A 22,178-nucleotide genomic window follows, 5' to 3' on the forward strand; every position below is an offset into this window, starting at 1 on the left:
GGTCGTGCCGGAGCGCCGGCATCGAATCGAGTCACTGCGGCAACGGAGAGTGACAAGCAATGGTAACTGTCGAATACGATTCAGTCAAGAAGGCGTACGGCGAAACGATAGCAATCGAGGACATCGACCTCGAGGTCGACGACGGCGAGTTCACGATACTGCTGGGCCCGAGCGGGTGCGGTAAGACGACCACGCTCCGGTGTCTGGCCGGACTCACGGAACCCACCTCGGGGACGATTACGCTTGACGGTCACGACGTGACCAACGTGCACCCGAAGAACCGGAACATCGCGATGGTGTTCCAGAACTTCGCGCTGTACCCGCACATGACCGTCCGCGAGAACATCGGCTACCCGCTGAAGGTCGCCGACGTCGGCAAAGAGGAGCGCGAGAACCGCATCGAGCAGGTCGCCGAGACGCTGGAGATTCCGGAACTGCTCGACCGGGACATCGCCAACCTCAGCGGTGGGCAACAACAGCGCGTCGCGCTGGGCCGAGCAATCATCCGCCGTCCCGCTGTGTTCCTGATGGACGAGCCGCTCGCGAACCTCGACGCGAAGCTCAAAATCAGCATGCGCAGTCGAATCAAGGTGCTCCAGCGGGAGATGGACATCACGACGCTGTACGTCACGCACGACCAGGAGGAGGCGATGTCGCTCGGTGACAAGCTCGTCGTGATGGACAAGGGCCACATCCAACAGATAGGGACGCCCGACGAGGTGTACCACCAGCCGGTGAATCAGTTCGTCGCCGGGTTCATCGGGTCGCCGTCGATGAACTTCGTCGAAGTCACGCATTCGGACGGACGGATTCAGGCCGAGAACGCGCCGGACGACTTCGACGTGACGCTCGACGACGCCGTCGCGAAGCGATACAGCGGCACCGACGAGATGACGCTCGGCGTCCGCCCGCAGTACTTCAGCATCCACACGGAGGAGACGGCCAACGCTGTCGAGGCAGAGGTCGAAGTGACCGAGCCACAGGGTGACGAGCAGATAGTCGAGGTGGCCGCCGGCGACGTGAGCCTGACCGTCGTCGCACCGAGCACCATCGACACGACGCGTGGCGACACGGTCTGGCTCACGCTGGAAGACGAACTCGTCCACGGCTTCGACCCGGACACCGGGGACAGAATCGGCGACCCCGAGGAGATGGTCGCGACGACGCGCGCCTCCTCGTCGGCGGGGTCGCAGTCCTAGACACGAACGCTTCGACCTCCCACTCGTCCCGTCCACGCTCGCCAGAGGCCGTCACTTCTCGAAGGAGACGACCGTCTTAATCGTCTCGTCGCCGTCGAGCAACGCGTCCTCGACCTCCTCGACGGCGTAGACGCCGCTGACGAGGTCGTCGAGAACGGCCGTGGGAACCGCCTGTAACCACTCGACTGCGGCCTCGAAGTGGGGTCGACGCGAGTTCACGACGCCGAGGACGCCCTTGTTGTTGACGACGAGGTCCGAGTGGAAGCCGCCACCTTCTACCTCGAACGTGCTGTCGCCCGGTATCCCCTGTAGGGTCACGATGCCGTTGGGGGCGAGCGCACCCACTGCTTCGATAGCGTGCCGTGGATAGCCGGTCGTCTCGAAGACGAAGTCCGCGGGTTCGTGTGCATCGGGGAACTCGCTCAGTCCGGTCTCCCGCGAGTCGACGTACGTCGCGCCGACGGATTCGACGAATTCGATGGTCGGGTCGGGCCGGTCGCGCCGACCGAGACAGTACGTCCGGTCGAACTCCTCGCCCGTCGCGAGACGGGCGAGCGCCAGCAACCCGAGATTGCCGTTGCCGAGAACGAACGCAGCCTCCGGGCGCCAGTCGAACCCCGACCGCGCCGCGAACGACTGGTCGAGGGCTTTCTCCGCGATGCTCGCCGGTTCCACGAAGATGCCGTACTCGCCGAGTGACTCGGGCACCGGAACGAGATACTCGGGGTCGGCCGTGAAGTACTCCGCCATGTAGCCGTGTGCGCCCGTGATACCGCACTCGTGGAACGTTCCGGGCGGTGCCATGTCGAGTTCGCCCGTCTCCGCGAACCGCGACGTCTCGTCCGTCGGCCGGCGCACCATCGGGACGACTACGTCGCCCGTTTCGAAGTCGCTACCGTTCGGGTCTTCGACGACGCCGACCGCCTCGTGACCGATGACGAGGTGGTCGGCCCCGTCTGGACACGCTCCGCCGATGTCGCCGGCGACGATTCGCCTGTCCGACCCGTCGATTCCGACGCGAAGCGTTCGGACGAGGACTTCGTCGACCGAGGGGACGGGGTCGGGCGTCTCGATGACACGCAGTTCCGGGCCGTCCGGATAGAGTGCTACGGCTTGCATGGGAACACCGAATCGATGCACCGGCGCGTATAAATCTCTACCCCTCTCTCGGCCGTTCCGCGACTGCTGAGAAGGAGGGGGCCGTTCTCCGGGCGCTCAGTCGTCCGTCCGGGGCGTCTCCCCGCGGTACGTCCGGAACAGGTCGACGATGACTTGCAGGTCGTCTCGCGCCTCCGCGAACGTCGTTCGGACCGGGGCCTCGTCCTCGATGCACTCGAGGAAGTACTCCAGTTCCCGCTTGAACGGTTCCTCGTACGACGGCGTCTCCACGGTGTCGGTCAGTTCCTCGGTGCCCTCTTTGATGCGGAGTTCGGTGGGCGTGTTCTTGATGAACGGGTTCGAGAAGTCGACCGTGACCATCCCCTCCGGCGAATCGACGCGGACGAACTCCTCGAACCACTTCCGGTCGGAATCACCGGTCTCCAAGATGCACTCGACGTCCTCCTCGTAGGTCAGGTGTGCCGTCGCGTAGCGGCCGTCGGCGAAGACGTTCACGTGGTCGATAGACTCGACGGCCCCGAACAGCCCTCTGAGTGCGTTCACGTCGTGACAGACGTGTTCGAGTTGGAAGTCGTAGGCGTCGACGAGCGTCTCGTCGTCCGTGCCGATGGCTTGCTCGATGTCTGCCCGGCGCTTGGCACCGCTCTCCTCGATGACCGATTCGGGCGGCGACCCGGGGACCAAGTCGTACACCTCCTCGACGATTCGGAAGTGGTCGGGGTCGACGTCGTAGGCGGTGACGAGGTCGATTTCGCCCAACTCGTCGACGACCGTTTGGGCTCGCTCGTAGGACGGGTCGTAGCGTTTCATGTACGCGACCATCGCCGTCGCGTCGCTCGCTTCGGCCGCTTGGACCATCCGGTCTGCGTCCTCCGGCGTCGCCGCGAGCGGTTTCTCGACCAGCGTGTGGATATCCGCCTCGAGCGTGTCGACCGTGACGTCCGCGTGCGTGTGCGACGGTGTGAGTACCACTACGGCGTCGAGTTCGTCGCCGACGTCGGCGAGGAGTTCCTCGTGTGCCCCGTAGACGTTCGGGACGTTGTATCGGTCCGCGAGCGCCGACGCTCTGTCCTCCGCGGGGTCGACGAAGGCGTGCAACTCCGCGTCCGGCAACTCGGCGAGGTAGGGGATGTGCATGACCTGTGCGACGAGGCCGCAGCCAATGATTCCGAATCGCATCGTCTGGGGTTCTCTGTCGCGGCGTTTATACCTTCTGGTGGCCGTGCTCCGTCCGGCGCTCGAGGCACCCGTCGCCGTCCGCAGAGAAAGATTGAAGCGGGGCCACAGAGACGTACCAGTCGATAGACCAACGCCGGGTCAGAGATAGGTGCAAGCATGAGTGCAGCGCGATACCGACACGACGGTTCACGCATCGAGACGCCGAACGAGAGACGCGATACCCCGGCCTGCCCGTCCGGACAGCGGTGGCGATGATTGTCGAGGTGAGCGCGGCGCTCGCACTGCTCGCCTCTGTCTTCGCGGGCTTGCAGGCCGTCAGCGTCGAGTACGGCCTCTCGAACGGGGAGTACGACGACGGACGGTCGCCCGCGCTCACGGCCGCGTTTCTCAGCATCCTCGTCAGCGTCGTCGTCTTCTGGACCCTGTTGTTCGTCCGTGGCGTCTCATTTGACTCGCTGACCCTCGAGTCGGCCGCACCGTTCGTCGTCGCGGGCCTCGCGAATCCGGCGGCGTTTCGCCTGCTGTACTTCCAGAGCATCGACCGCATCGGTGCCCGCATCTCGGCCGCCATCGTCAGTGCCAACCCCGCCGTCGCCGCGATACTGGCGGTGCCGCTGTTCAGCGAGTCGTTCACGGTTCTCTCGGGTGTCGGCCTCCTGTGTATCGTCGGCGGCGCCGTCGTGTTGCAGGTCTCGGAGACCGCCGACGAGTCACACGACGACCTCCTCGTAGAGGAGCTCTCACGGGTCGGTCTCCGAGACCTGATTCGCCCCGTCGCGGCGATGTTACTGCTCGGCTGTTCGTTCGTCCTCGTGAAGATGGGCCTGAACGGGTACGGGGACACGTTGGTCGGCACCGCAGTCGGACAGACGTCGGCGCTCGTCGCGTTCGGTCTGCTGTTCGGCGTCTCTCCTACGTCGCGGCGACGGGCAGCGGTCCGCGACCGGGTCGGACTCGTCGCGTTCGTCCTCGCCGGCGTCTTCGTCGCGGGCAACTGGCTGGCGTGGTTCTCGGCGCTCCGACTCGGTACCGTCGTCACCGTCGTTCCGCTCTCGAACGTCTATCCGCTGGTCGTCGTCGCACTCTCGTACGCCATGGTGCGACGAGTGCCGACGTCGCCGCGCGTGCTGGTCGGCATCACTGCCATCGTCGCCGGTGCGACGCTGATGCAGTTGGCCTGAAACTGCGCGTCGTGTCCACGGGGGCGACCGAAACGGCGCCTCACTCGGCGGTGATATCTCGCCAGTAGTCGTAGTTCTCCATCGCGTGGACCAACGGCTTCTCCGTCTGGTTCTCTATTTCGATGGTGTAGTGACCGTCGTAGCCGGCCGACTCCAGGGCCTCGTACACGCCCGCGAAGTCGAGGATGCCCTTCCCCAAGTCCGTGAACGAGCGGAAGTAGTTGATGACGTTGTCGAGGTGGAAGTTCCCCTCGGTGAGACTGTCCCGGACGTCGGCGAACCCGGTCGGCGGCGCCACGTCCTTGAGGTGGACGTACGCGATGTCGTCGGCGAACCGCTCGACGCCGTCTGTCACGTCGCCGTCGGGGAAGTGCTCCCCGTAGGGGTAGTAGTGGGCTGTGTCCCAGAGCAGTTCGAGGTCGTCGACTGCGTCGAGCAGGCGACGGGTCTCGGCCGCGCTCTCGACGTGTGTCGCGCCGTGGTGGTGGACCAACGGCGTCACGCCAGCGTCGGTCGCCGCCTCGGCGAGTCGGGTGAACCACTGCTGGACCGTCTCGTCGTCCTGTCGCCCGCGTTGGGGCGGCAGGAGGCCGACGAACTCGGCGCCGAGGTCGGCGAGCATCGGCAAATCGTCGGCGACTCGCCCGACAGCCGCCTCGTCTTCGAGCCACTCGCTCATAACGCAGTAGAGGTCGAGGTCGTTCTCCGCGAGTAGCCGTTCGACGGTGTCGGGGCCAGTCGCCCGAATCTTCTCGAGCCCTATCTCGGCACCGTCGTACCGGCAGGCCGCGATGTCACGGAGCCCACGGTCGATATCCGCCGCGTCGTACATCATGGTCGTGTATCCTACGCCCATACACCAGTTGGGTGCGTGAGGCGACAAATAGGTTCGGGTGACCCCGAGGGCGACCTACCAGCGCATCCAGTCCGGGTCCTCACAGCGGTGGGTCCGCTCGATGGCGTCGATACTGTCGATGTCCTCGTCGTCGAGGTCCACGGAGAGCGCCTCGAAGTTGTCCCGGAGGTGGTCGACCGAACTCGTCCGGGGGATAGCGGCCACGCCGTCCTTCGAGAGGAGCCACGCGAGACTCACGACCGCCTCGGAGACGCCGTGCTTCTCGGCGACCGCCGAGATGGCGTCCACGTCGAACACCGCACCCTGTGCCAGGGGCGAGTACGCGACCAACTGCGTGTCGGTGTCCGCGACGAACGCCCGGAGTTCGTCCTGCTGGAGCAGCGGGTGCATCTCCACCTGTAGGGCATCGATCGAGACGTCCACGAGGTCCCGCGCGAGTTCCATGTCCGATATCGTGTAGTTGCTCACGCCGAGGTGGTCGACGACGCCGTCGTCGACGTACTCTTCGAGAACCGGGAGGACGGTCTCGATGTCGTCTCGGCTCCGCGGCCAGTGGTGGTACAGCAGGTCGACGCGGTCGAGTCCGAGTCGCTCGAAGCTCTCCTCGATTGCCTGGTGGACGTAGGACTCGGTCTTCTCCGGCTCCTCGAAGTGTGCGACCTTGGTGGCCACGAAGAGGTCGTCCCTGTCGACGTCGCTTTCCGCGATTGCCTCGCCGACCTCTCGTTCGTTCTCGTAGAGTCGCGCCGTGTCGAGGTGTCGGTAGCCGACGTCGAGTGCCGCCGCGATGGTTTCGGTTCCTGATTCACCCGTGAGGGAGTACGTTCCGAGGCCTAACTGGGTTTGCTGGTCGAACACGCACGACAGTTCACAGGCAGGGATTAAATCTGTGACGGAGGAGACGGTCACCCAGTCGAGAGCAGACACAGCGGCGTCGAGAAGACCGTCAGTGGTCCGTGACCGACCGGAGGTGGTCCATGTTCTCCTTAGCGTGGACCAGCGGGTGGTTGCGCTCGTTCTCTATCTCGATGGTCAGGTACCCGCCGTAGTCGACGTCGTCGAGGGTCGCCACGACGTCGCCGAAGTCGATGACGCCGCGGCCGAGGTCGGTGAACGCCCAGACGCAGTTGATGATGCTGTCGTAGTCCTTCTTCCCCTCGGTGAGGTTCTGGACGTGATACTCGAACTCGGCTGGCGGGTCGATATCCTTCAGGTGGACGTACGCGATGTCGTCGGCGAATCGCTCGATACCCTCGACGACCGACTCGCCGTAGGGGTAGTAGTGTGCCGTGTCGAACAGGAGCTCCAGGTTGTCGGGTCCCTCGTCTAGCCAGCGGCGTATCTCCTCGGGTTGTTCGACGTGTGCCCCAAAGTGGTGGTGGACGACGGGTGTGACCCCGGCTTCGGCCGCCGCTTCGCAGATGTCCTCCAACCACTCGGCGAACGTCTCGTCGTCGACGACTCCCCGAGGCGGGGGCAGGATACCGAGGAACGTCGACCCGAGGTCGCCGGCGAGTGTCGCGCCGTCGACGGCGCGCCGACGGTCCTCCTCGGTGTTCAGCCACCCAGCCATCACGCAGAACAGGTCCATGTCGTACTGGTCGAGGAGGGTCTCGAGTCTCTCGGTCCCCAGCGCTTCCACCTTCTCTAACCCGATTTCCACGCCGTCGTACCGGCAGGCCGAGAAGTCGCTGATACCCGTCGTTGCTACTGCTTCGGAGTCGTACATGATAGTGGTGTATCCGACGTCCATACAGCAATACCGATTCGTGCGGCAAGTATAATTCTGCCGGCGGCACAACGAGACCACCGAGCAACATAGGCCAGAAAGTAGCCGTTCGCAAGACGCGAACACCTGTGTCGATTGAGAATAACACAAGTACATACGTTATTATTTTGGGGAGGGCGACGATCGACGGCGGCGAAGTGGTCGTCGACCGCTCCGGCACATCTCCTTCATAGGGGGACGGACGCCGGTTGGTATCCGAAAGAGAAGCTTGCACTGAACGGTTCGTTCGTCACGTGCGAACCAGTTTGTGGTGCGTACATACGTATCGTTACCTCGGAGTCGTCGTTCCGACCGGGTAGCTGTCGTGTCGATGGACCACCCAGTGACTTGTCGGTTCGAGTTGTCGAGCGTGGTTCCCCGCAGGAGTCCCTCGGGTGGTACCCCCTCGATAGAGCGACGTTCCGGCTAGAGAGGGTGTACATCTCGCGAAAGTCACCGTTCTTCCGCGACCGGTACAGGAGACGAACCCGGGAGTGTCGGCGCAGGTTCCGACTCCGGCCGGGGGTGCGAGAGCGACCCCCTCGTGACTGCTGTGAGCCTGACCACCGAGAGGAGCCGTCGCATCATCGTTCGGTCCATGCGAACCACCGACAAGTCCCCCGGTTCGACCGAACGCAGACCCGATTCCAAAGCACTTGTATCAGATACCGTCTCAGAGCGAGGTATGTCCGAGCAGATAGTCGTGCTTGGCGCTGGCTACGCCGGTGCCGCGCGGTCCAGCGTCTCGAAACTGAATTGCGACACGACGCCGACCTGACGTGGATTGCCGACACCGACCACCACCTCGTCCTCCACGAGTCGCATCGCTGCATCCGCGACCCGACCGTCCAGGAGAAGGTCGCCATCCCCATCCACGAAATCAAGCGACCCGCTACCGAGTTCGTACGTGACACTGTCGTCGGCATCGACACCGACGAGCGAGTCGTCGAACTGCAAAGCGCTGGGAAAGTGACCTACGACTATTTGCTGGTCGCGCTCGGCTCTCAGACCGCGTTCTTCGGCATCGAGGGTCTCGAAGAACACGCGCACACGCTCAAGTGCCTCGACGACGCTCTCGCCATCCACGACGAGGTACGGGCCGCGGCCGCCGGTGCCACGCCGAGCGACCCGGCGCAGGTCGTCGTCGGCGGCGCCGGTCTCTCCGGGATTCAGACCGCCGGCGAAGTCGCCGAGTTCCGCGACGACCGCGACGCGGCCATCGACATCCACCTCGTTGAGGGTCTCGACGAGGTGTTCCCCGGCAACGACCCCGAACTGCAGGGGGCGCTCCGCAAGCGACTCGAAGCTGCCGGCGTGAACATCCTGACGGGCAAGTTCATCGGGGAAGTGGACGGAGAGACGGTGTACGTCGGCGAGGATACGGAACTCGACTACGACGTCCTCGTCTGGACCGGCGGCATCACCGGCCGCGACTGCGTCGAAGACGCCGACGTCTCGAAGGACGAGCGCAACAGTCGGTTGCACGCCGAAGGGACGTTCCAGACTGAGGACGAACGGGTGTTCGCCATCGGTGACAGCGCCCTTATCGAGCAACCGGGTGACCAGCCAGCCCCGCCGACGGCACAAGCGGCGTGGCAGGCGGCCGACGTCGCCGGGGAGAACGTCGCGCGCGCCGTGCGCGACCAACCGCTGAAGACGTGGACGCACGACGACAAGGGGACGGTCATCTCCATCGGGGAACAGGCCGTCGCCCACGACGTCACGGGCGTCCCCGTCGGAACGTTCGGCGGCCTGCCAGCGAAGGTGCTGAAGAAGGGCATCGCCGCCCGGTGGATAGCGGACGTCACCGGCGTCCGGCGGGCCGCGAAAGCGTGGTCGGATATGTAGACAGCCCTTGCGGCGAGGTGGCCGCTCCGTAATCGGTCGGGCGCTCAAAATACGCCGAGACCAGAATGTTGAATACCGGTAGAATCGTGGAGGCAGACACATGCCAGTAGCCTGGCTCAGCACAATCAGCAACAGTAGCGTCGACACAGCGGGCGGTAAGGGTGCCTCGCTCGGTGAACTCCGGAGCGCCGGTCTGCCCGTCCCCTCGGCGTTCGTCGTCACCGCGGAGACGTATCGAACGTTCATCGAGGAGGCCGGCATCGCCGACGAACTGTTCGATGCCGTCGACGTCGACAGCGAGGACTCGGCCGCCCTCGCCGAGGCCGAACAGCGGGCGCGCGAACTCATCGTCGACACGGACCTCCCCGAGAGCGTCGCATCGACGATTCTCGCGGCCTACGACGACTTCGATGGGGACCCGTTCGTCGCCGTCCGGTCCTCGGCGACGGCCGAGGACCTGCCCGACGCCTCCTTCGCCGGCCAACAGGAGACGTTCCTCAACGTCGACAGCGAGGACCTGCTGGACCGTGTCCAACGGTGCTGGGCGTCCCTGTTCACCCAGCGAGCCATCTACTACCGCGACGAACAGGGCTTCGACCACGAGGCCGTCGACATCGCCGTCGTCGTCCAGCGGATGGTCGACGCCGAGAAGTCCGGCGTCATGTTCACCCGCCATCCCTCGACGGGCGAACCAGAGATTACCGTCGAAGCCGCGTGGGGACTGGGCGAAGCGGTCGTCTCGGGGGCCGTCTCGCCGGACAACTACACCTACGACCGCGAGGCCGAGTCCGTCGAGGCGGTGACCGTGGCGACGAAGAAGAGCATGCACGTCCGCGACGACGGGACCGGCGAGACCGTCGAACGGTCGGTCCCGGACGAGAAACAAGACGAGCGGGTGCTCTCCGCCGAAGAACTGGACGAACTCCACCGCGTCGGCGAACTCGTCGAGGACCACTACGGCCAGCCACAGGACGTCGAGTGGGCCATCGAAGACGGGAGCATCTACCTGCTCCAGTCGCGACCGATAACGACCATCGACGAGACGGTGGACGAGTCCATCAACGGTCACGCCGGCACCGACGGTGACGAGCCCGAAGACGGCGACGTACTCGTCGATGGTCTCGGTGCGAGTCCAGGGACGGTCACCGGCGCGGCCCGCGTCGTCGGGACGCTCGACCAACTCGACAAGGTCAACCAAGGCGACATCATCGTCACGGAGATGACGACGCCGGACATGGTGCCCGCGATGAAACGTGCGGGCGCTCTGGTCACCGACGAAGGCGGGATGACGAGCCACGCGGCCATCGTCTCCCGCGAACTCGGCGTCCCAGCCGTCATCGGGTCCGAGACCGCCACCTCGACGCTCACCGACGACCAGATGGTCTCCGTCGACGGTGATAGAGGCATCGTCGCCGACGGTCACCGCCAGCCATCGACCGAGGACGAGCCACAGTCGGCGGCGGGTGGCAGTCCTCAGGCGGCGGCCGGTGGCGGCAAGCCGATGACCGCGACGGACATCAAGGTCAACGTCTCTATCCCGGAGGCCGCGGAGCGTGCGGCCGCGACGGGTGCCGACGGCGTCGGATTGCTCCGCATGGAGCACATGGTGCTCTCGACGAACAAGACCCCTCAACAGTACGTCGCCGACCACGGGGAAGAGGCGTTCGTGAATACGCTCACCGACTCGATGCGAACTGTCGCCGAGGCGTTTTACCCCCGGCCCGTGCGCATCCGAACGTTGGATGCGCCCTCCGACGAGTTCCGCCAACTGGAGGGCGGCGAGGACGAACCCAGCGAGCACAACCCGATGCTCGGCTACCGGGGTGTCCGTCGCTCACTAACAGAGCCGGAGACGTTCAGACTCCAGCTAGAGGCGTTCAAGAAACTGTACGAGATGGGCTACGACAGCCTCGAACTGATGCTCCCGTTGGTGAACGACGCCGAAGACGTCTACCGCGCGAAGGCGCTGATGCAGGAGGCCGGTCTCGACCCTGCAAAACGCGACTGGGGCGTGATGGTCGAGACGCCGGCCAGCGCCCTCTGCATCGAGGACCTCTGTGAGACAGGCCTGGACTTCGTCTCCTTCGGGACGAACGACCTCACCCAGTACACGCTCGCCGTCGACCGGAACAACGGCACTGTCGCCGACCGCTACGACGAACTCCACCCAGCCGTGATGCGGTTGCTCCACGACGTCATCGAGACCTGCCGCGACTACGACGTCGCCACGAGCATCTGCGGCCAGGCGGCCTCGAAGCCCCGAATGATTCAGGAACTCGTCGACACCGGCATCACCTCCGTCAGCGTCAACGTCGACGCCGTCCACGACGCTCAGCACGAGGCCAAGCGCGTCGAACAACGGCTCATTCTCGAGTCCGTTCGAGACTGAGAGCCGGCTTGCGAAATTTATAGTTGCATTATCGATAACTGTTCACAAATATCTGTCGTAGATCCAAATACCGAATCCGGTTTTCCAATTTGGTCCCAGTATCTTGGCATACCGCTCAATACGAAAGGTTCCGTGAGTAAAGTAAAGATGTATGTGCCCATTTTTGAAGGTAAGCCGCTAATTCCACAGTGACTACGGCAGGGGAGAAGATACTCGCAGTTCACCCCGTGTTACGACCAGATTTGAGGCGGAATCGTGTCTGGCATAGCCGTTACATCTGTATATTGTGTGCGACGGCGGTGGGTACAGACGTCGACAATACCTGGACTGACCCCCGACGGAGCAATCACACTCCAATGGGTAAGCTTGTGTGAGTATAGATCCAGTCTGTGTGACATAGCTACGAGTGGATTCCATCCACGAAGACCGACGGGCCCCGAGCCCTAATCCGCAACACTCGGAATACCTTCACGTGACTACGGAAGCGACACGCCAATACGACCGACCTCCGACTGGTACATCGGCCAGTTCGGAACAACCGAACTCACTGAGAGCTATCGTATTCCGTGCATTCAGCGGCATTGAACCCCCAGTAGCCATCGTCTCGATTTCGAGATTCTCTCGATACTCTTCTCAGTAATACGGTCCAGATGAGATGAACACGACCCTCTCTGGTCGACATTCCCGGCCATAGAATAACAAGCATACTATCGTTATCTCGTGCGTCTTTGACTTGGGAAAACCAGGTTTTGGTTTTACAGAACCGAACTGAAACTCGACTTGTCAGGGTTCGTTAATTTTGTTCGCGCCCTCATCTCCACATCAGTGCGTTAGAACGTCCACCATAATCGAGTATAAGTGCTCGAGCTGCAGTTCTAACCACAATTCTGCCAAGTATAGCTACACTGGATAGGGAAGTTGAATCATTCGTTTTGAGACGGAAAACCCCTACAGAGAGGACGATATCAGACTGTGAGTTTTGCTCATCCGAACTATTAAGTTCCGAGGATTGTGACTTGGTAGCATGGACGGCCCCGACACAACCACTACCGTCACCACGACGCAGCTATCTTTGGACGTACTCGACACAGTTCTGCGGATGGATGGTGCGACCTTAGCAGATGTCGTTTCGGAACTGGACGTCGCCAAGAGCACGGCCCACAAACATCTCACGACGCTCAGAGAGAACGGCTATCTCACGAAAACCGGCGACACGTATCGTATCGGGCTGAAGTTTCTGAACTTCGGCGAACATGCTAGAGGACGGTGGCCCGGAATCACACACATAGAGGACGCCGTCGCGGAGTTGACCGACCGAACGGACGAAGAGTGTGATTTCGTTGCGCCAGACCGAGGGCGTATCATGACGATCGCCGAGTCCTATCACAAATGGGTGAAGTACGGCGGTGAGGGGCAGATGGGGTCCTCGAAGGATTACAGAGCGTACACCGGTTCCTACTACCAGATGCACGCCACAGCATCCGGGCTGGCGATCTTGGCCCAATATCCGCGTGATAAAATCGAAGATATCATCGACCGCTGGGGGCTGCCCGCACGGACGGAGTACACTATCACGAGCCGAACAGAGTTGTTTCGAGAGTTAGAGACCATCCGGGAACAGGGGTACGCTATCGATGATCAGGGGTATACCGAGGGGATGCGTAGCGTCGGAAAGTCAGTACACGGCCCAGATGGTTCGGTCATCGGTGCACTCAGTGTCTCTGGCCCGACTTATCGTCTCGACGGGACCGTGGTCGAACGGGAGATCCCCGACGCTCTTCGAACGGTCATCGCTGAGCTCGAGTCCCGACTCGAAGCCGACGCTGACGACGTCAACAGGCTCCGCTGACAAACCGAGACGCCCACTGGAGCGGCCTTCGCGTAGGGTCAGTGGACGGAGAGAGCGTCATACCCTTTTCGGCGTTCTCCGTCTGGGTCACCGTCCAGACAATCCCTGTTTCGATGCACCGCTCGCGATATGCTGGTGACACCGTGGATAGACCGAGGTTGTTTCACCTTCGCCGATGCTACAATCTACAGTTGGTTTTTTATCCCTTGCTGGTGAAGCGTGATTGCGTACCATGAGTGATAATCGTTACCGTACCCAGAAACAGTCGACGGTCCAAAGCCGGTACAGCCGGCGTTCGTTCCTCAAGACTGCCGGCGTCGGGTCTGTGGCCGCACTCTCCGGATGTGCTTCGCTGGCTAGTGACAGCGGGACTGGTGCCAGTACAGGTAGCACGGGAGGGGAGTTCAGTGGTGAAACGCTCAGAGTGATGGTCTGGAGCGGGAACTATGCGGACCACTTCGAGAACACGATCAAGGAGATGTACGAGAAGCGGACGGGTGGAAGGCTCCAAGTGAACCGTGGCTGGAGCGGCATCCTCTCGAAGATTCGGTCGGCACCGGAGGACGCACCACCGTTCGACGTTACCATCACCGAGGGGTACTTCTACTTGCTCGGCCGGAACGACGACCTGTTCCTGCCTGTGCGAAAGGAGAACGTCCCGAACCTCGATGAGGTCATCGAGTACTACCGAACGTTCCGACCGACCGAGTACGGGGTGCCGGTCGACGGCGCACCGACCACGCTAATTTACCGCAACACTGCAGACTTCGAGCCGAGTACGTGGTCGGACCTCTCTTCGGACGAGATGGGGAACAGCGGTATCGGCATCGACAAGGGCTTCTGGTGGTTCCCGCAACACGACGCGGCCGTGGCAATGGACGAGATGGAGCTGGCCAAGGAGGTGTACAACGAGGAGATGTCGGCGGAGGTCTTCGACCATATGCAGAACGAATGGAACATCCAAGGTTGGGCGACCTCCGGTGAGGACATCTGGCAGATGTTCGATAACGGCGTCATCGACTACGCGCAGTGGTACTACGAACAGACCGCCTACGATATCGACGACTTCGAGAACCTCAGCCACACCGCCCCAGAGAAGAACAGCGGGTTCGTCAACCACTGGTGCCCGGTCCGTGGCACTGATAAACGCGAAATGGCCGAACACTTCCTGAACTTCCTGCTCGACGCGGAGGTCCAGACGAAGTGGTCGAAGTCAAGCCCGACTCTGTTCACGAACAAGCACATGGAGTACGCAACTGAAAAGCTCGCCGAAGACCTCCCCACCAACAGCCAGGAGGCGAAGTTGATCTCGTGGCCACGGTTCGAGTACATCAACTCGAACTTCGACTCGTTCTCACAGCAGATCTCGAAGATGGAGGCCGGTGCGGGATAGTCATGTCGTCGCCCGTATCAACCGACGTACAAATCACCACGTTACACCCAGATTCCACCCAATGTCCGAGATAGAGCTACAAGCGGTCTCGAAGTCGTACGGCGATATAGACGCAGTCACGGACGTGTCCCTGTCTGTTCGTGACGGGGAATTGCTCTGCCTGCTCGGTCCGAGCGGGTGCGGCAAGTCCACGACCATGCGGATGATCAGCGGTCTCGAAACACCCGACTCGGGTGCAGTGTCTATCGGAGGTCAGGAAGTGACCGACGACCCACCCTACGAACGGAACACCTCGATGGTGTTCCAGAACTGGGCCCTGTTCCCGTACAAGACCGTCCTGGAGAACGTGATGTTCGGTTTGAAGATGCAGGGTGATGACGAGGAGAGTCGCAAAAAGCGGGCCCGGAAGATGCTCGAACGCGTCCACATGGACGGCTACGAGGACCACAACCCCACGGAGTTGTCCGGGGGACAGAAACAGCGTGTCGCACTCGCTCGCTCACTTGCTGTCGACCCGGAGGTCCTTCTGCTCGACGAGCCGCTCTCGAATCTGGACAAGCGGCTCCGCGAGGAGATGGAAATCGAACTCAAGGAGATTCACCGCGAGTTCGAGAAGACGTTCATCCACGTGACCCACAACCAGGACGAGGCGTTCACCCTCGCCGACAGGATCGGCATTATGAACAAGGGACATCTGGTTCAGGTCGGCGAGCCGACCGAAGTGTATCGCAACCCGAAGAACAAGTTCGTCGAGGAGTTCCTCGGCGACACGAACTTCGTCACGGGTGAACTCACCCGTATCGAGGACGGTATCGGTATCATCGACACCGAGTTCGAGTCGCGAATCGAGGTTCCGGTTCGAGACGGGCTCGACCCTGCTGTCTCGCTGACCGTCTCCCTACGGCCCGAGTTCATGACGATACAGCCACGCAACGGCTCCGCTTCGACAGAGGCCGCCTCGGCCGGCGAGTCGGCACGGGCTGACGGGACCGGTGCCGGAATCGCGACTGGCACTGTCGAGGATACGATCTATCGCGGTTCGACCATCAGATACGTCGTCGACGTCGGGGGAGAGCAGCTGTTCGTCGAGCGCAGTGTCGCAAAGCAAGGGTCGATCGACGAGGGGGATGCCGTCGAGATATCGTGGCCCGTCGACGAGCTACTGGTCTTCGAGCCGGACGGCTCCCGAGCGGGGGTGGCTCGATGAGTACGCAGGCACACGACACCATACTCGACGGACTCTGGGCGCCGTTCCAGAACCAGTCACAGGGCCGGCGCTCGCTGTTGCTGATGAGTCCGCTCATCCTCTTCGAACTGCTGGTGTTCGTCATCCCGTTTTTCATGCTGCTTCGAATCAGCGTCAGCGAACAGGCACAGGGACTGCCCTATGCGAAAGGGACCTTCTCAGTTGCCTCGTACGTGGAGGTCTTCTCCTCCGAACTCCTCCGGGGAATCATCCTGTACTCGTTCAAGCTCGGTATCGTCGCTACGGCTGTTACGGTCGTGTTAGCGACGTTCTACGCCTATGCCACCTGGCGGGCCAGCGGCCTGCTCAGGTCCCTACTGTTGTTTTCGGTCGTGCTTCCGTTGCTGACCACGCTGGTCATCAAGACGTACGCATGGGTCCCGCTTCTGGCTCCGAACGGCACCCTGAACAACCTCTTCCTCGCCGTCGGCCTGCTCCAGTCGCCGATACAGATCGTCCCGAACACGCTCGGCGTCCTCGTCGGGCAGATATACATCGTCTTCCCCTACGCGATGCTCGCGATTTACAGCGTCCTCTCGACGGTCGACTGGGAAATCGTCGAGGCCGCACGTGACTTAGGTGCGAGTCGACCGCGCTCGTTCCTCGAGGTCGTCGTCCCGCAGATAATGCCGGGCATAACTGTGGCGACCATCATCTCCTTCGCATGGAGCGTCGGCGCGTACTCTGCCCCGTCACTACTGGGCGCCGGAAGTGACCTGCCGTTCGCTATCGAGGTCGAGGAACAGATGCTGGTTAACTTCAACTGGCCGTTGGCGACGGCACTCTCGACGGTCATGCTCGTGTTGATGTTCGTCAGCATCGTCGGCATCTATGCCACGCTCGGTCGATACGGAGGTGACGTCCAGAATGCTTGAACGCGAACAGTTCGAAACGGCCGCGTTCCGGGTCGGCTATGTCACGCTTTGTGCACTCCTGTTGTTGCCGCTAGCCATCGTCGTCTTGACGTCGTTCTCTCCATCGGGGAACCTCCAGTTCCCCCCGGAAGGGTTCTCACTACGCTGGTACGCGGCGTTCTTCAGCCAGGTCACGTGGTTGCGAGCCTTCGACAACAGTATCCTCGTCGGCGCCGGCACGACAGTACTGGCGACCTTTATGGGGATTACTGCAGCCTTCGGGATGGAGGCTCGCGAAGGCCGCCTGAACCGAATCCTGACGCCTGTGGTCATCATGCCGCTACTCATCCCACCGGTCATCCTTGGTGTGACGCTACTGGTGTATTTCAGCCGACTTGGACTGCGGTCGTCGTACCTCGCCATCATCCTCGCTCACAGCCTCTGGGCGACGCCGCTCGTGTTCTTCGTGATGCAGTCCGTCTTCCAGCGATTTGATTGGCAGCTACACGATGCCGGGATGGACCTCGGTGCGAATCCCATCCGGGTGTTCGTCCACGTCGTCCTTCCGAACGTCAAGAACGGTATCCTCGTCTCTGCACTCTTGGCGTTCATCATCAGTCTCCAAGAGTTCGTGATGGCGCTGTTCCTCTCTAGCTACCAGACCCGCACGATACCGGTTCTGGCGTGGAACACCCTCAGACAGTCGCTGACGCCGATAGTCAGCGTGGTCTCGACGTTCCTAATCCTCATTTCGCTACTGGGAATTCTGATCGCAGCCTTCGCGACGAACCTCGAGTTCGTCGCGAAACGACTGTAGTCGAGTCTGCCGGCGAGTCGTATCGGCTTTCACCGGTCCAGTCGGCGGAGGCGTGGCCCACACCGGTAATTCGCGGAAAACGTATCGAGATAATATCTATTAGCTCGGGAAAACTTTTATACCACTACGTGTCGTCGTACCATGTTGTATGAGAGCAGCTGTGCTGGAGGAGTACGAAGAACCGCTCGCAATCCGAGACGTGGAGCGACCATCGCCCGACCCCGACGGCGTCGTTGCCGAGGTAGAGGCGTGTGGGGTCTGTCGGAGTGACTGGCACGGATGGGTCGGCAATTGGGAGTGGTTCGACTACAAGCCTCCACAGGGACACATCCTCGGGCACGAGCCGTCGGGTACCGTCGTCGAGGTCGGCGAGAACGTCGATACAGTTCAGGAAGGGGACAGCGTCGCTATCCCGTTCAACTTCGCCTGCGGGCACTGTCACGAGTGTCGTGTGGGCTACGAGAACCTCTGTGAGAACCACCTCGGGCTCGGCTTCCAAGAGGGCGCTCCCGGAGCGTTCGCCGAAGAGGTCCCGATTCCGCACGCCGACATCAACGCAGTGCAGCTTCCCGACACGGTCGACCCGGTGGAGGTCGCCGGAATGGGCTGTCGATTCATGACGGCCTATCGTGGGATGGCACATCAGGCCGACGTCAGTCGTGGCGAATACGTCGCTATCCACGGCCTGGGCGGAATCGGACTTTCGGCAGTCCACATCGCCAACGCCCTCGGCGGGAACGTCATCGGCGTCGACCTGATGGAGGAGAAATTGGAGATGGCCGAAGACCTTGGCGCTATCGAGACGATCAACGCGGCCGAAGTCGACGACCCGGCGAAGGAGATTCGCGACATCACGGACGGCGGTGCGCACGTCTCGCTTGACGCGCTCGGCATCGAGGAGACCTGCCAGAACGCCGTCGAATCCCTGCGAACGCGCGGCCGACACGTACAGATCGGCCTGACAACCAAAGAACAGCACGGCTACAACCCACTTCCGACGGACACTATCGTGATGAACGAGATCGAGATACACGGGTCCAGTGGCCTGCCACCCTCGAAGTACGGCGAGATGTTCCGGATGGTCGAGCACGGCAAACTCGACCCGAGCGAGGTCATCACGAGCCACATCGACCTGGAAGGAGTCAACGACGAACTCGAAGCCATGACGAACTACGAAACCGTCGGGATACCTGTCGTCGACACGTTCGCATAATCGATGGCACAGACAGAGTCCCCACAGACGATACGCGAGAGGCACCGCCAGAAGCACCAAGAAGCGCTCGACGGACTGACCGTCGCACCATATATCGGTGGCGAGAGCGTCGAGCTAGACGAGACGCTCGCTGTCCGAGACCCGGTAATCGACGAGCCGTTCGTCGAGGTCGGTGTCTGTGACCAGAGGGTCGTCGACGACGCTGTCGAACAAGCGTGGCATGCCTACGAGACAGAGTGGGCCGACACGACGCCTTCGGAGCGGTCGCGCCGTCTGTTCGAGTGGGTCGGCGAACTCGAGGCTCACGTCGACGAACTGGCGTTGCTGGAGTGTCTCGACACGGGCAAACCGATGCGAGACGCCCGTGGTGAGGTCGAGGGCGCGATCAGTACGATCGAATACTACGCGTCGATCGTCCGGGCCCAAACCGGTGAACAGGTGCCGGCCCAGAACGACCTGCACATGTACACCCGGACCGAACCGTTCGGCGTCGTCGGACAGGTCACGCCTTGGAACTTCCCGGCTTGGGCCGCCGCTTGGAAGCTCGGGCCGGCGCTCGCAGCCGGTAACGCGGCTGTATTGAAACCCTCGGCACACGCGCCGCTCTCGACTGTTCGGATGGCGCAGCTATCGAAAGATATTCTGCCCGACGGCGTACTCACCGTCCTCACGGGCTCGGGTTCGACTACCGGTAAATCGCTGGTCGAACACGAGGACGTCCGGAAAGTCTCGTTTACCGGGAGCGAGAGCGTCGGCGCGGAGGTGATGCGTGCAGCAGCCGAGCGCATCGCACCGGTGACGCTCGAACTGGGTGGGAAATCGCCGATCGTCGTCTTCCCCGACGCCGATATCGAGACGGCTGTGCAAGCGGCCGCCGACGGCATCTACTACAGTACCGGCGAAATCTGTGACGCCTTCTCCCGAGTCCTCGTGCACGACGATATCCACGACGAATTCGTCACCGAATTCGTCGAGATGTCTGAGAGCTACGAACTGGGAGACCCCCTCGTCGAAGAGACGACGATGGGTCCGCTGACGAACGGCGAGCAACTGGACACCGTTACCGAGTATATAGAGGTCGGACAGGCGGAGGGCGCAACCCTCGCAACGGGCGGGGAGATTCCGGACGACCCGGCGCTGGCGGACGGTCACTACGTCGAACCGACCGTGTTCACCGACGTCGATAACGATATGCGAATCGCCCGTGAGGAGATATTCGGTCCCGTGCAGACGATCCAGTCCTTCGAGACGTACGAGGAGGCGATCGAACTCGCGAACGACACCGAGTTCGGATTGGCAGCCGGCATCGCGACCGAATCGACCGACATCGCACACAACGCGGCTGCGGACATCGATGCCGGCATCGTCTACGTGAACGCCTACGGACCGATTCGGTCGGAAGGACCCTACGGAGGGTTCAAAAAATCCGGAATTGGCCGCGATCTCGGAGAGTCAGCGCTCGATCACTACCGCCAGACGAAAACCGTCTACGTCAATCTCGACGAACCGAAGGTGTAGTTTCCAGCTCCGTTGAAACTTACAGAGAATAACAGGTTCGACAGGTAGGTTGACCGAAGGCAGGTTATCCCGAAATCGGGGTTGCTTCGGTTTGTTGAGCGAGCGTTTCATTTGACCTTGCCGCGGTTACTGCCCTGTGTTCCGAGGAGGCCAGTATCACCCTCGCTCTGAAAGGTCCGATATGACTGTTTAGTCGATATCGGATTGTGTCAGTCGATGAGTCACACTCTCACTTCCACATTCGATTCAGAGCGAGGAATAGTTCGAGTACTTCGATAGCTCGGTCGTGACCAATCAGCGACTATTGTAAGATTTCTCGATAATTGATTCCGAATACTCACGCTAAACTCTGCAAACAGGAGGTCGTGGTATGCCCGCAACGTGCACAGAAGCGGGCCGAGTCGTGATTGGGAAGCCAACTGGGCGTCGTCTTTTGTCGCTCGAGAACGAGCCCATCAACAGTCAATATCGGACCGACGTCGACGGCACGCCTCGGTGAGAGCCTCCAGTCAATAGGGACAAGTATCACGACGTGGCTGCAGTTGGTGGCCTCCTTGCGTTGCGCTTAGAGACCAATGAAGTCCGTCAGTCTGTTTTCCGTGGCGTCGATATTCTCGAAATTATCGGTTTTCTCTGTCGAATTCGGCAATATGAAATATAAATTGTCTATTTTAGAGTTATAAAAATCAATACAGTAATATCTCTCCTCTATTGAATGTGGAATTTAGAAAATCTCGATATCGAACAATATTGAGTGTAGATACAAAACGTACTATGCCAAGAGAACCTACTGGACGTGTGGCGATGCCAGTCTGCGACCGGTATGGCCCATACTTGCCTGCGCGCCCGGCCCACCAGTCCTGGGTGGGTCATGCCTCACGCTCCCGAGGCCCAATAGCCCTCAGTACCGGAGCCATCGGACGGTCGGGAATTGTCCCAGGGCACACAGACCGTCAAGCGCTCTGGAGCGCGCCGGATGCGAGCATTCCGACCGCGTCGGTGTCCGGCCGACGTCGGGAACCGTCATGCCGGACCACAGCCCAGTCGGTTGGCAGGTGCGACCTTGATAATGCAACCCCTTTCGCGCTCGACCCACGAGTTTGCGGTGGGCCTCGATACTCCTGACCCTCGCGGGCAGACCGATATCACGAACACACCAAGGTCCGCTCTACGGAGAGCTTACCCGTTCGCTCGCCGGTGTTACTGGAAGTGGCGAGTGGACCCTGGACCGCCTCACCTGACCTAAGTACCCAGTCTGGGGTCCGCTAGAGCGGCAGCGTCTGTGTGAAAATTAGCTTGCACAAGCAAGGATTATCTGCCTGAAGCGCCTGTTCAGGGCCTCTCCGAACAGTTCTGGGGTCCCAATCACTCCGCCACTCGTTGAGAGCGATAAGGACGTAGAGCAGGCCAACAACGCGCGTCCCGGTGTACACCCACGGCTTCCACTCTGGCGAGGATTCCTCGGTGTACGCGACGTCTGCGCCATAGTCCACGTACGCTCGTGGGAAGAACAATGCAAGCAGACCGACGAGACCAAGGCATTTCTTGAACGCCGAATACGAGTCCTCACTCCGCCAGACAAGCCAGAGAATGACCACTCCCTCAAGTCGGGCACTCGGAACTACCCACGACCGCCAGTCACACTCGCCGGAATTTTCGAGAGCAACTCGTTCGGCAGACTCAAGCAACGTCCCTGGAGCAAGCACCTCAACGGTACCGACCACAGTGAGCACCTTGCGAAGCATAGAG

At 61.6% G+C, this 22,178-nt stretch carries 16 protein-coding genes and 1 pseudogene; 11 read left to right on the top strand and 6 right to left on the bottom strand.

The genetic code is table 11. The features are described 5' to 3' along the window. Window positions 1-59: 59 nt before the first annotated feature. Window positions 60-1,199, top strand: a complete 1,140-nt coding sequence (locus Hhyl6_RS19000; RefSeq protein WP_483740825.1) for an ABC transporter ATP-binding protein — start codon at window positions 60-62, stop codon at window positions 1,197-1,199. Window positions 1,200-1,250: 51 nt separating this feature from the next. Here the strand turns inward: Hhyl6_RS19000 and Hhyl6_RS19005 are convergent, their stop codons facing one another. Together Hhyl6_RS19005 and Hhyl6_RS19010 are read right to left on the bottom strand one after the other, a co-directional pair. Continuing rightward, complete coding sequence (locus tag Hhyl6_RS19005) at window positions 1,251-2,318, bottom strand: alcohol dehydrogenase catalytic domain-containing protein (RefSeq protein ID WP_483740826.1); 1,068 nt, start codon at window positions 2,316-2,318, stop codon at window positions 1,251-1,253. A gap of 96 nt (window positions 2,319-2,414) precedes the next feature. Continuing rightward, the gene (locus Hhyl6_RS19010) at window positions 2,415-3,497 is read right to left on the bottom strand and encodes a Gfo/Idh/MocA family protein (protein ID WP_483740827.1); all 1,083 of its coding nucleotides are present in this window, start codon (window positions 3,495-3,497) and stop codon (window positions 2,415-2,417) included. 251 nt (window positions 3,498-3,748) lie between these two features. On the opposite strand from Hhyl6_RS19010, the gene Hhyl6_RS19015 reads away from it, so the two are divergent. Then, the gene (locus Hhyl6_RS19015; RefSeq protein ID WP_483740828.1) at window positions 3,749-4,678 is read left to right on the top strand and encodes an EamA family transporter; all 930 of its coding nucleotides are present in this window, start codon (window positions 3,749-3,751) and stop codon (window positions 4,676-4,678) included. Window positions 4,679-4,718: 40 nt separating this feature from the next. Here Hhyl6_RS19015 and Hhyl6_RS19020 read toward each other — a convergent pair whose 3' ends face one another. From Hhyl6_RS19020 to Hhyl6_RS19030, 3 genes are all read right to left on the bottom strand, one after another. After that, a complete protein-coding gene (locus tag Hhyl6_RS19020) occupies window positions 4,719-5,534 on the bottom strand; it encodes a sugar phosphate isomerase/epimerase family protein (protein WP_483740829.1) in 816 nt (271 codons plus the stop codon). A 54-nt stretch (window positions 5,535-5,588) separates the two neighbouring features. Further along, a complete protein-coding gene (locus Hhyl6_RS19025; RefSeq protein ID WP_483740830.1) occupies window positions 5,589-6,392 on the bottom strand; it encodes an aldo/keto reductase in 804 nt (267 codons plus the stop codon). 88 nt (window positions 6,393-6,480) lie between these two features. Beyond that, the gene (locus Hhyl6_RS19030; RefSeq protein WP_483740831.1) at window positions 6,481-7,287 is read right to left on the bottom strand and encodes a sugar phosphate isomerase/epimerase family protein; all 807 of its coding nucleotides are present in this window, start codon (window positions 7,285-7,287) and stop codon (window positions 6,481-6,483) included. A gap of 700 nt (window positions 7,288-7,987) precedes the next feature. On the opposite strand from Hhyl6_RS19030, the pseudogene Hhyl6_RS19035 reads away from it, so the two are divergent. The 9 genes and pseudogenes from Hhyl6_RS19035 to Hhyl6_RS19075 all read left to right on the top strand — a co-directional run bounded on the left by Hhyl6_RS19035 (window position 7,988) and on the right by Hhyl6_RS19075 (window position 20,429). After that, window positions 7,988-9,150, top strand: a pseudogene (locus tag Hhyl6_RS19035) (NAD(P)/FAD-dependent oxidoreductase). A 100-nt stretch (window positions 9,151-9,250) separates the two neighbouring features. Continuing rightward, window positions 9,251-11,539, top strand: coding sequence for a phosphoenolpyruvate synthase (gene ppsA / locus Hhyl6_RS19040; protein WP_483740832.1), 2,289 nt, complete (start codon window positions 9,251-9,253; stop codon window positions 11,537-11,539). A gap of 1,024 nt (window positions 11,540-12,563) precedes the next feature. Then, window positions 12,564-13,388, top strand: coding sequence for an IclR family transcriptional regulator (locus tag Hhyl6_RS19045; RefSeq protein ID WP_483740833.1), 825 nt, complete (start codon window positions 12,564-12,566; stop codon window positions 13,386-13,388). A 232-nt stretch (window positions 13,389-13,620) separates the two neighbouring features. Further along, window positions 13,621-14,781 carry an ABC transporter substrate-binding protein gene (locus tag Hhyl6_RS19050; protein ID WP_483740834.1) on the top strand — a complete coding sequence of 387 codons (1,161 nt, stop codon included), beginning with the start codon at window positions 13,621-13,623 and terminating at the stop codon, window positions 14,779-14,781. 61 nt (window positions 14,782-14,842) lie between these two features. Continuing rightward, on the top strand, window positions 14,843-15,988 hold the full coding sequence (locus Hhyl6_RS19055) for an ABC transporter ATP-binding protein (RefSeq protein WP_483740835.1): 1,146 nt from the start codon (window positions 14,843-14,845) through the stop codon (window positions 15,986-15,988). Continuing rightward, on the top strand, window positions 15,985-16,902 hold the full coding sequence (locus tag Hhyl6_RS19060) for an ABC transporter permease (protein WP_483740836.1): 918 nt from the start codon (window positions 15,985-15,987) through the stop codon (window positions 16,900-16,902). The genes Hhyl6_RS19055 and Hhyl6_RS19060 overlap by 4 nt, the downstream gene beginning before the upstream one ends. Continuing rightward, the gene (locus Hhyl6_RS19065) at window positions 16,895-17,698 is read left to right on the top strand and encodes an ABC transporter permease (protein WP_483740837.1); all 804 of its coding nucleotides are present in this window, start codon (window positions 16,895-16,897) and stop codon (window positions 17,696-17,698) included. The genes Hhyl6_RS19060 and Hhyl6_RS19065 overlap by 8 nt, the downstream gene beginning before the upstream one ends. Window positions 17,699-17,846: 148 nt before the next feature. Continuing rightward, window positions 17,847-18,911, top strand: a complete 1,065-nt coding sequence (locus Hhyl6_RS19070) for a zinc-dependent alcohol dehydrogenase family protein (RefSeq protein WP_483740838.1) — start codon at window positions 17,847-17,849, stop codon at window positions 18,909-18,911. Window positions 18,912-18,914: 3 nt separating this feature from the next. Further along, window positions 18,915-20,429, top strand: coding sequence for an aldehyde dehydrogenase family protein (locus Hhyl6_RS19075; RefSeq protein ID WP_483740839.1), 1,515 nt, complete (start codon window positions 18,915-18,917; stop codon window positions 20,427-20,429). 1,265 nt (window positions 20,430-21,694) lie between these two features. Here Hhyl6_RS19075 and Hhyl6_RS19080 read toward each other — a convergent pair. Further along, window positions 21,695-22,174, bottom strand: coding sequence for a hypothetical protein (locus tag Hhyl6_RS19080; RefSeq protein WP_483740840.1), 480 nt, complete (start codon window positions 22,172-22,174; stop codon window positions 21,695-21,697). Between the last annotated feature and the right edge of the window lie 4 nt (window positions 22,175-22,178).

It is taken from the genome of Haloarcula sp. H-hyl6, from assembly GCF_056934455.1.

Coding starts and splice junctions, on each gene's coding strand:
- Hhyl6_RS19080 (WP_483740840.1), bottom strand. CDS start 22,174: ATGCTTCGCAAGGTGCTCACTGTGGTCGGTACCGTTGAGGTGCTTGCT.
- Hhyl6_RS19055 (WP_483740835.1), top strand. CDS start 14,843: ATGTCCGAGATAGAGCTACAAGCGGTCTCGAAGTCGTACGGCGATATA.
- Hhyl6_RS19005 (WP_483740826.1), bottom strand. CDS start 2,318: ATGCAAGCCGTAGCACTCTATCCGGACGGCCCGGAACTGCGTGTCATC.
- Hhyl6_RS19050 (WP_483740834.1), top strand. CDS start 13,621: ATGAGTGATAATCGTTACCGTACCCAGAAACAGTCGACGGTCCAAAGC.
- Hhyl6_RS19015 (WP_483740828.1), top strand. CDS start 3,749: ATGATTGTCGAGGTGAGCGCGGCGCTCGCACTGCTCGCCTCTGTCTTC.
- Hhyl6_RS19070 (WP_483740838.1), top strand. CDS start 17,847: ATGAGAGCAGCTGTGCTGGAGGAGTACGAAGAACCGCTCGCAATCCGA.
- Hhyl6_RS19075 (WP_483740839.1), top strand. CDS start 18,915: ATGGCACAGACAGAGTCCCCACAGACGATACGCGAGAGGCACCGCCAG.
- ppsA (WP_483740832.1), top strand. CDS start 9,251: ATGCCAGTAGCCTGGCTCAGCACAATCAGCAACAGTAGCGTCGACACA.
- Hhyl6_RS19030 (WP_483740831.1), bottom strand. CDS start 7,287: ATGGACGTCGGATACACCACTATCATGTACGACTCCGAAGCAGTAGCA.
- Hhyl6_RS19000 (WP_483740825.1), top strand. CDS start 60: ATGGTAACTGTCGAATACGATTCAGTCAAGAAGGCGTACGGCGAAACG.
- Hhyl6_RS19045 (WP_483740833.1), top strand. CDS start 12,564: ATGGACGGCCCCGACACAACCACTACCGTCACCACGACGCAGCTATCT.
- Hhyl6_RS19020 (WP_483740829.1), bottom strand. CDS start 5,534: ATGGGCGTAGGATACACGACCATGATGTACGACGCGGCGGATATCGAC.
- Hhyl6_RS19065 (WP_483740837.1), top strand. CDS start 16,895: ATGCTTGAACGCGAACAGTTCGAAACGGCCGCGTTCCGGGTCGGCTAT.
- Hhyl6_RS19010 (WP_483740827.1), bottom strand. CDS start 3,497: ATGCGATTCGGAATCATTGGCTGCGGCCTCGTCGCACAGGTCATGCAC.
- Hhyl6_RS19060 (WP_483740836.1), top strand. CDS start 15,985: ATGAGTACGCAGGCACACGACACCATACTCGACGGACTCTGGGCGCCG.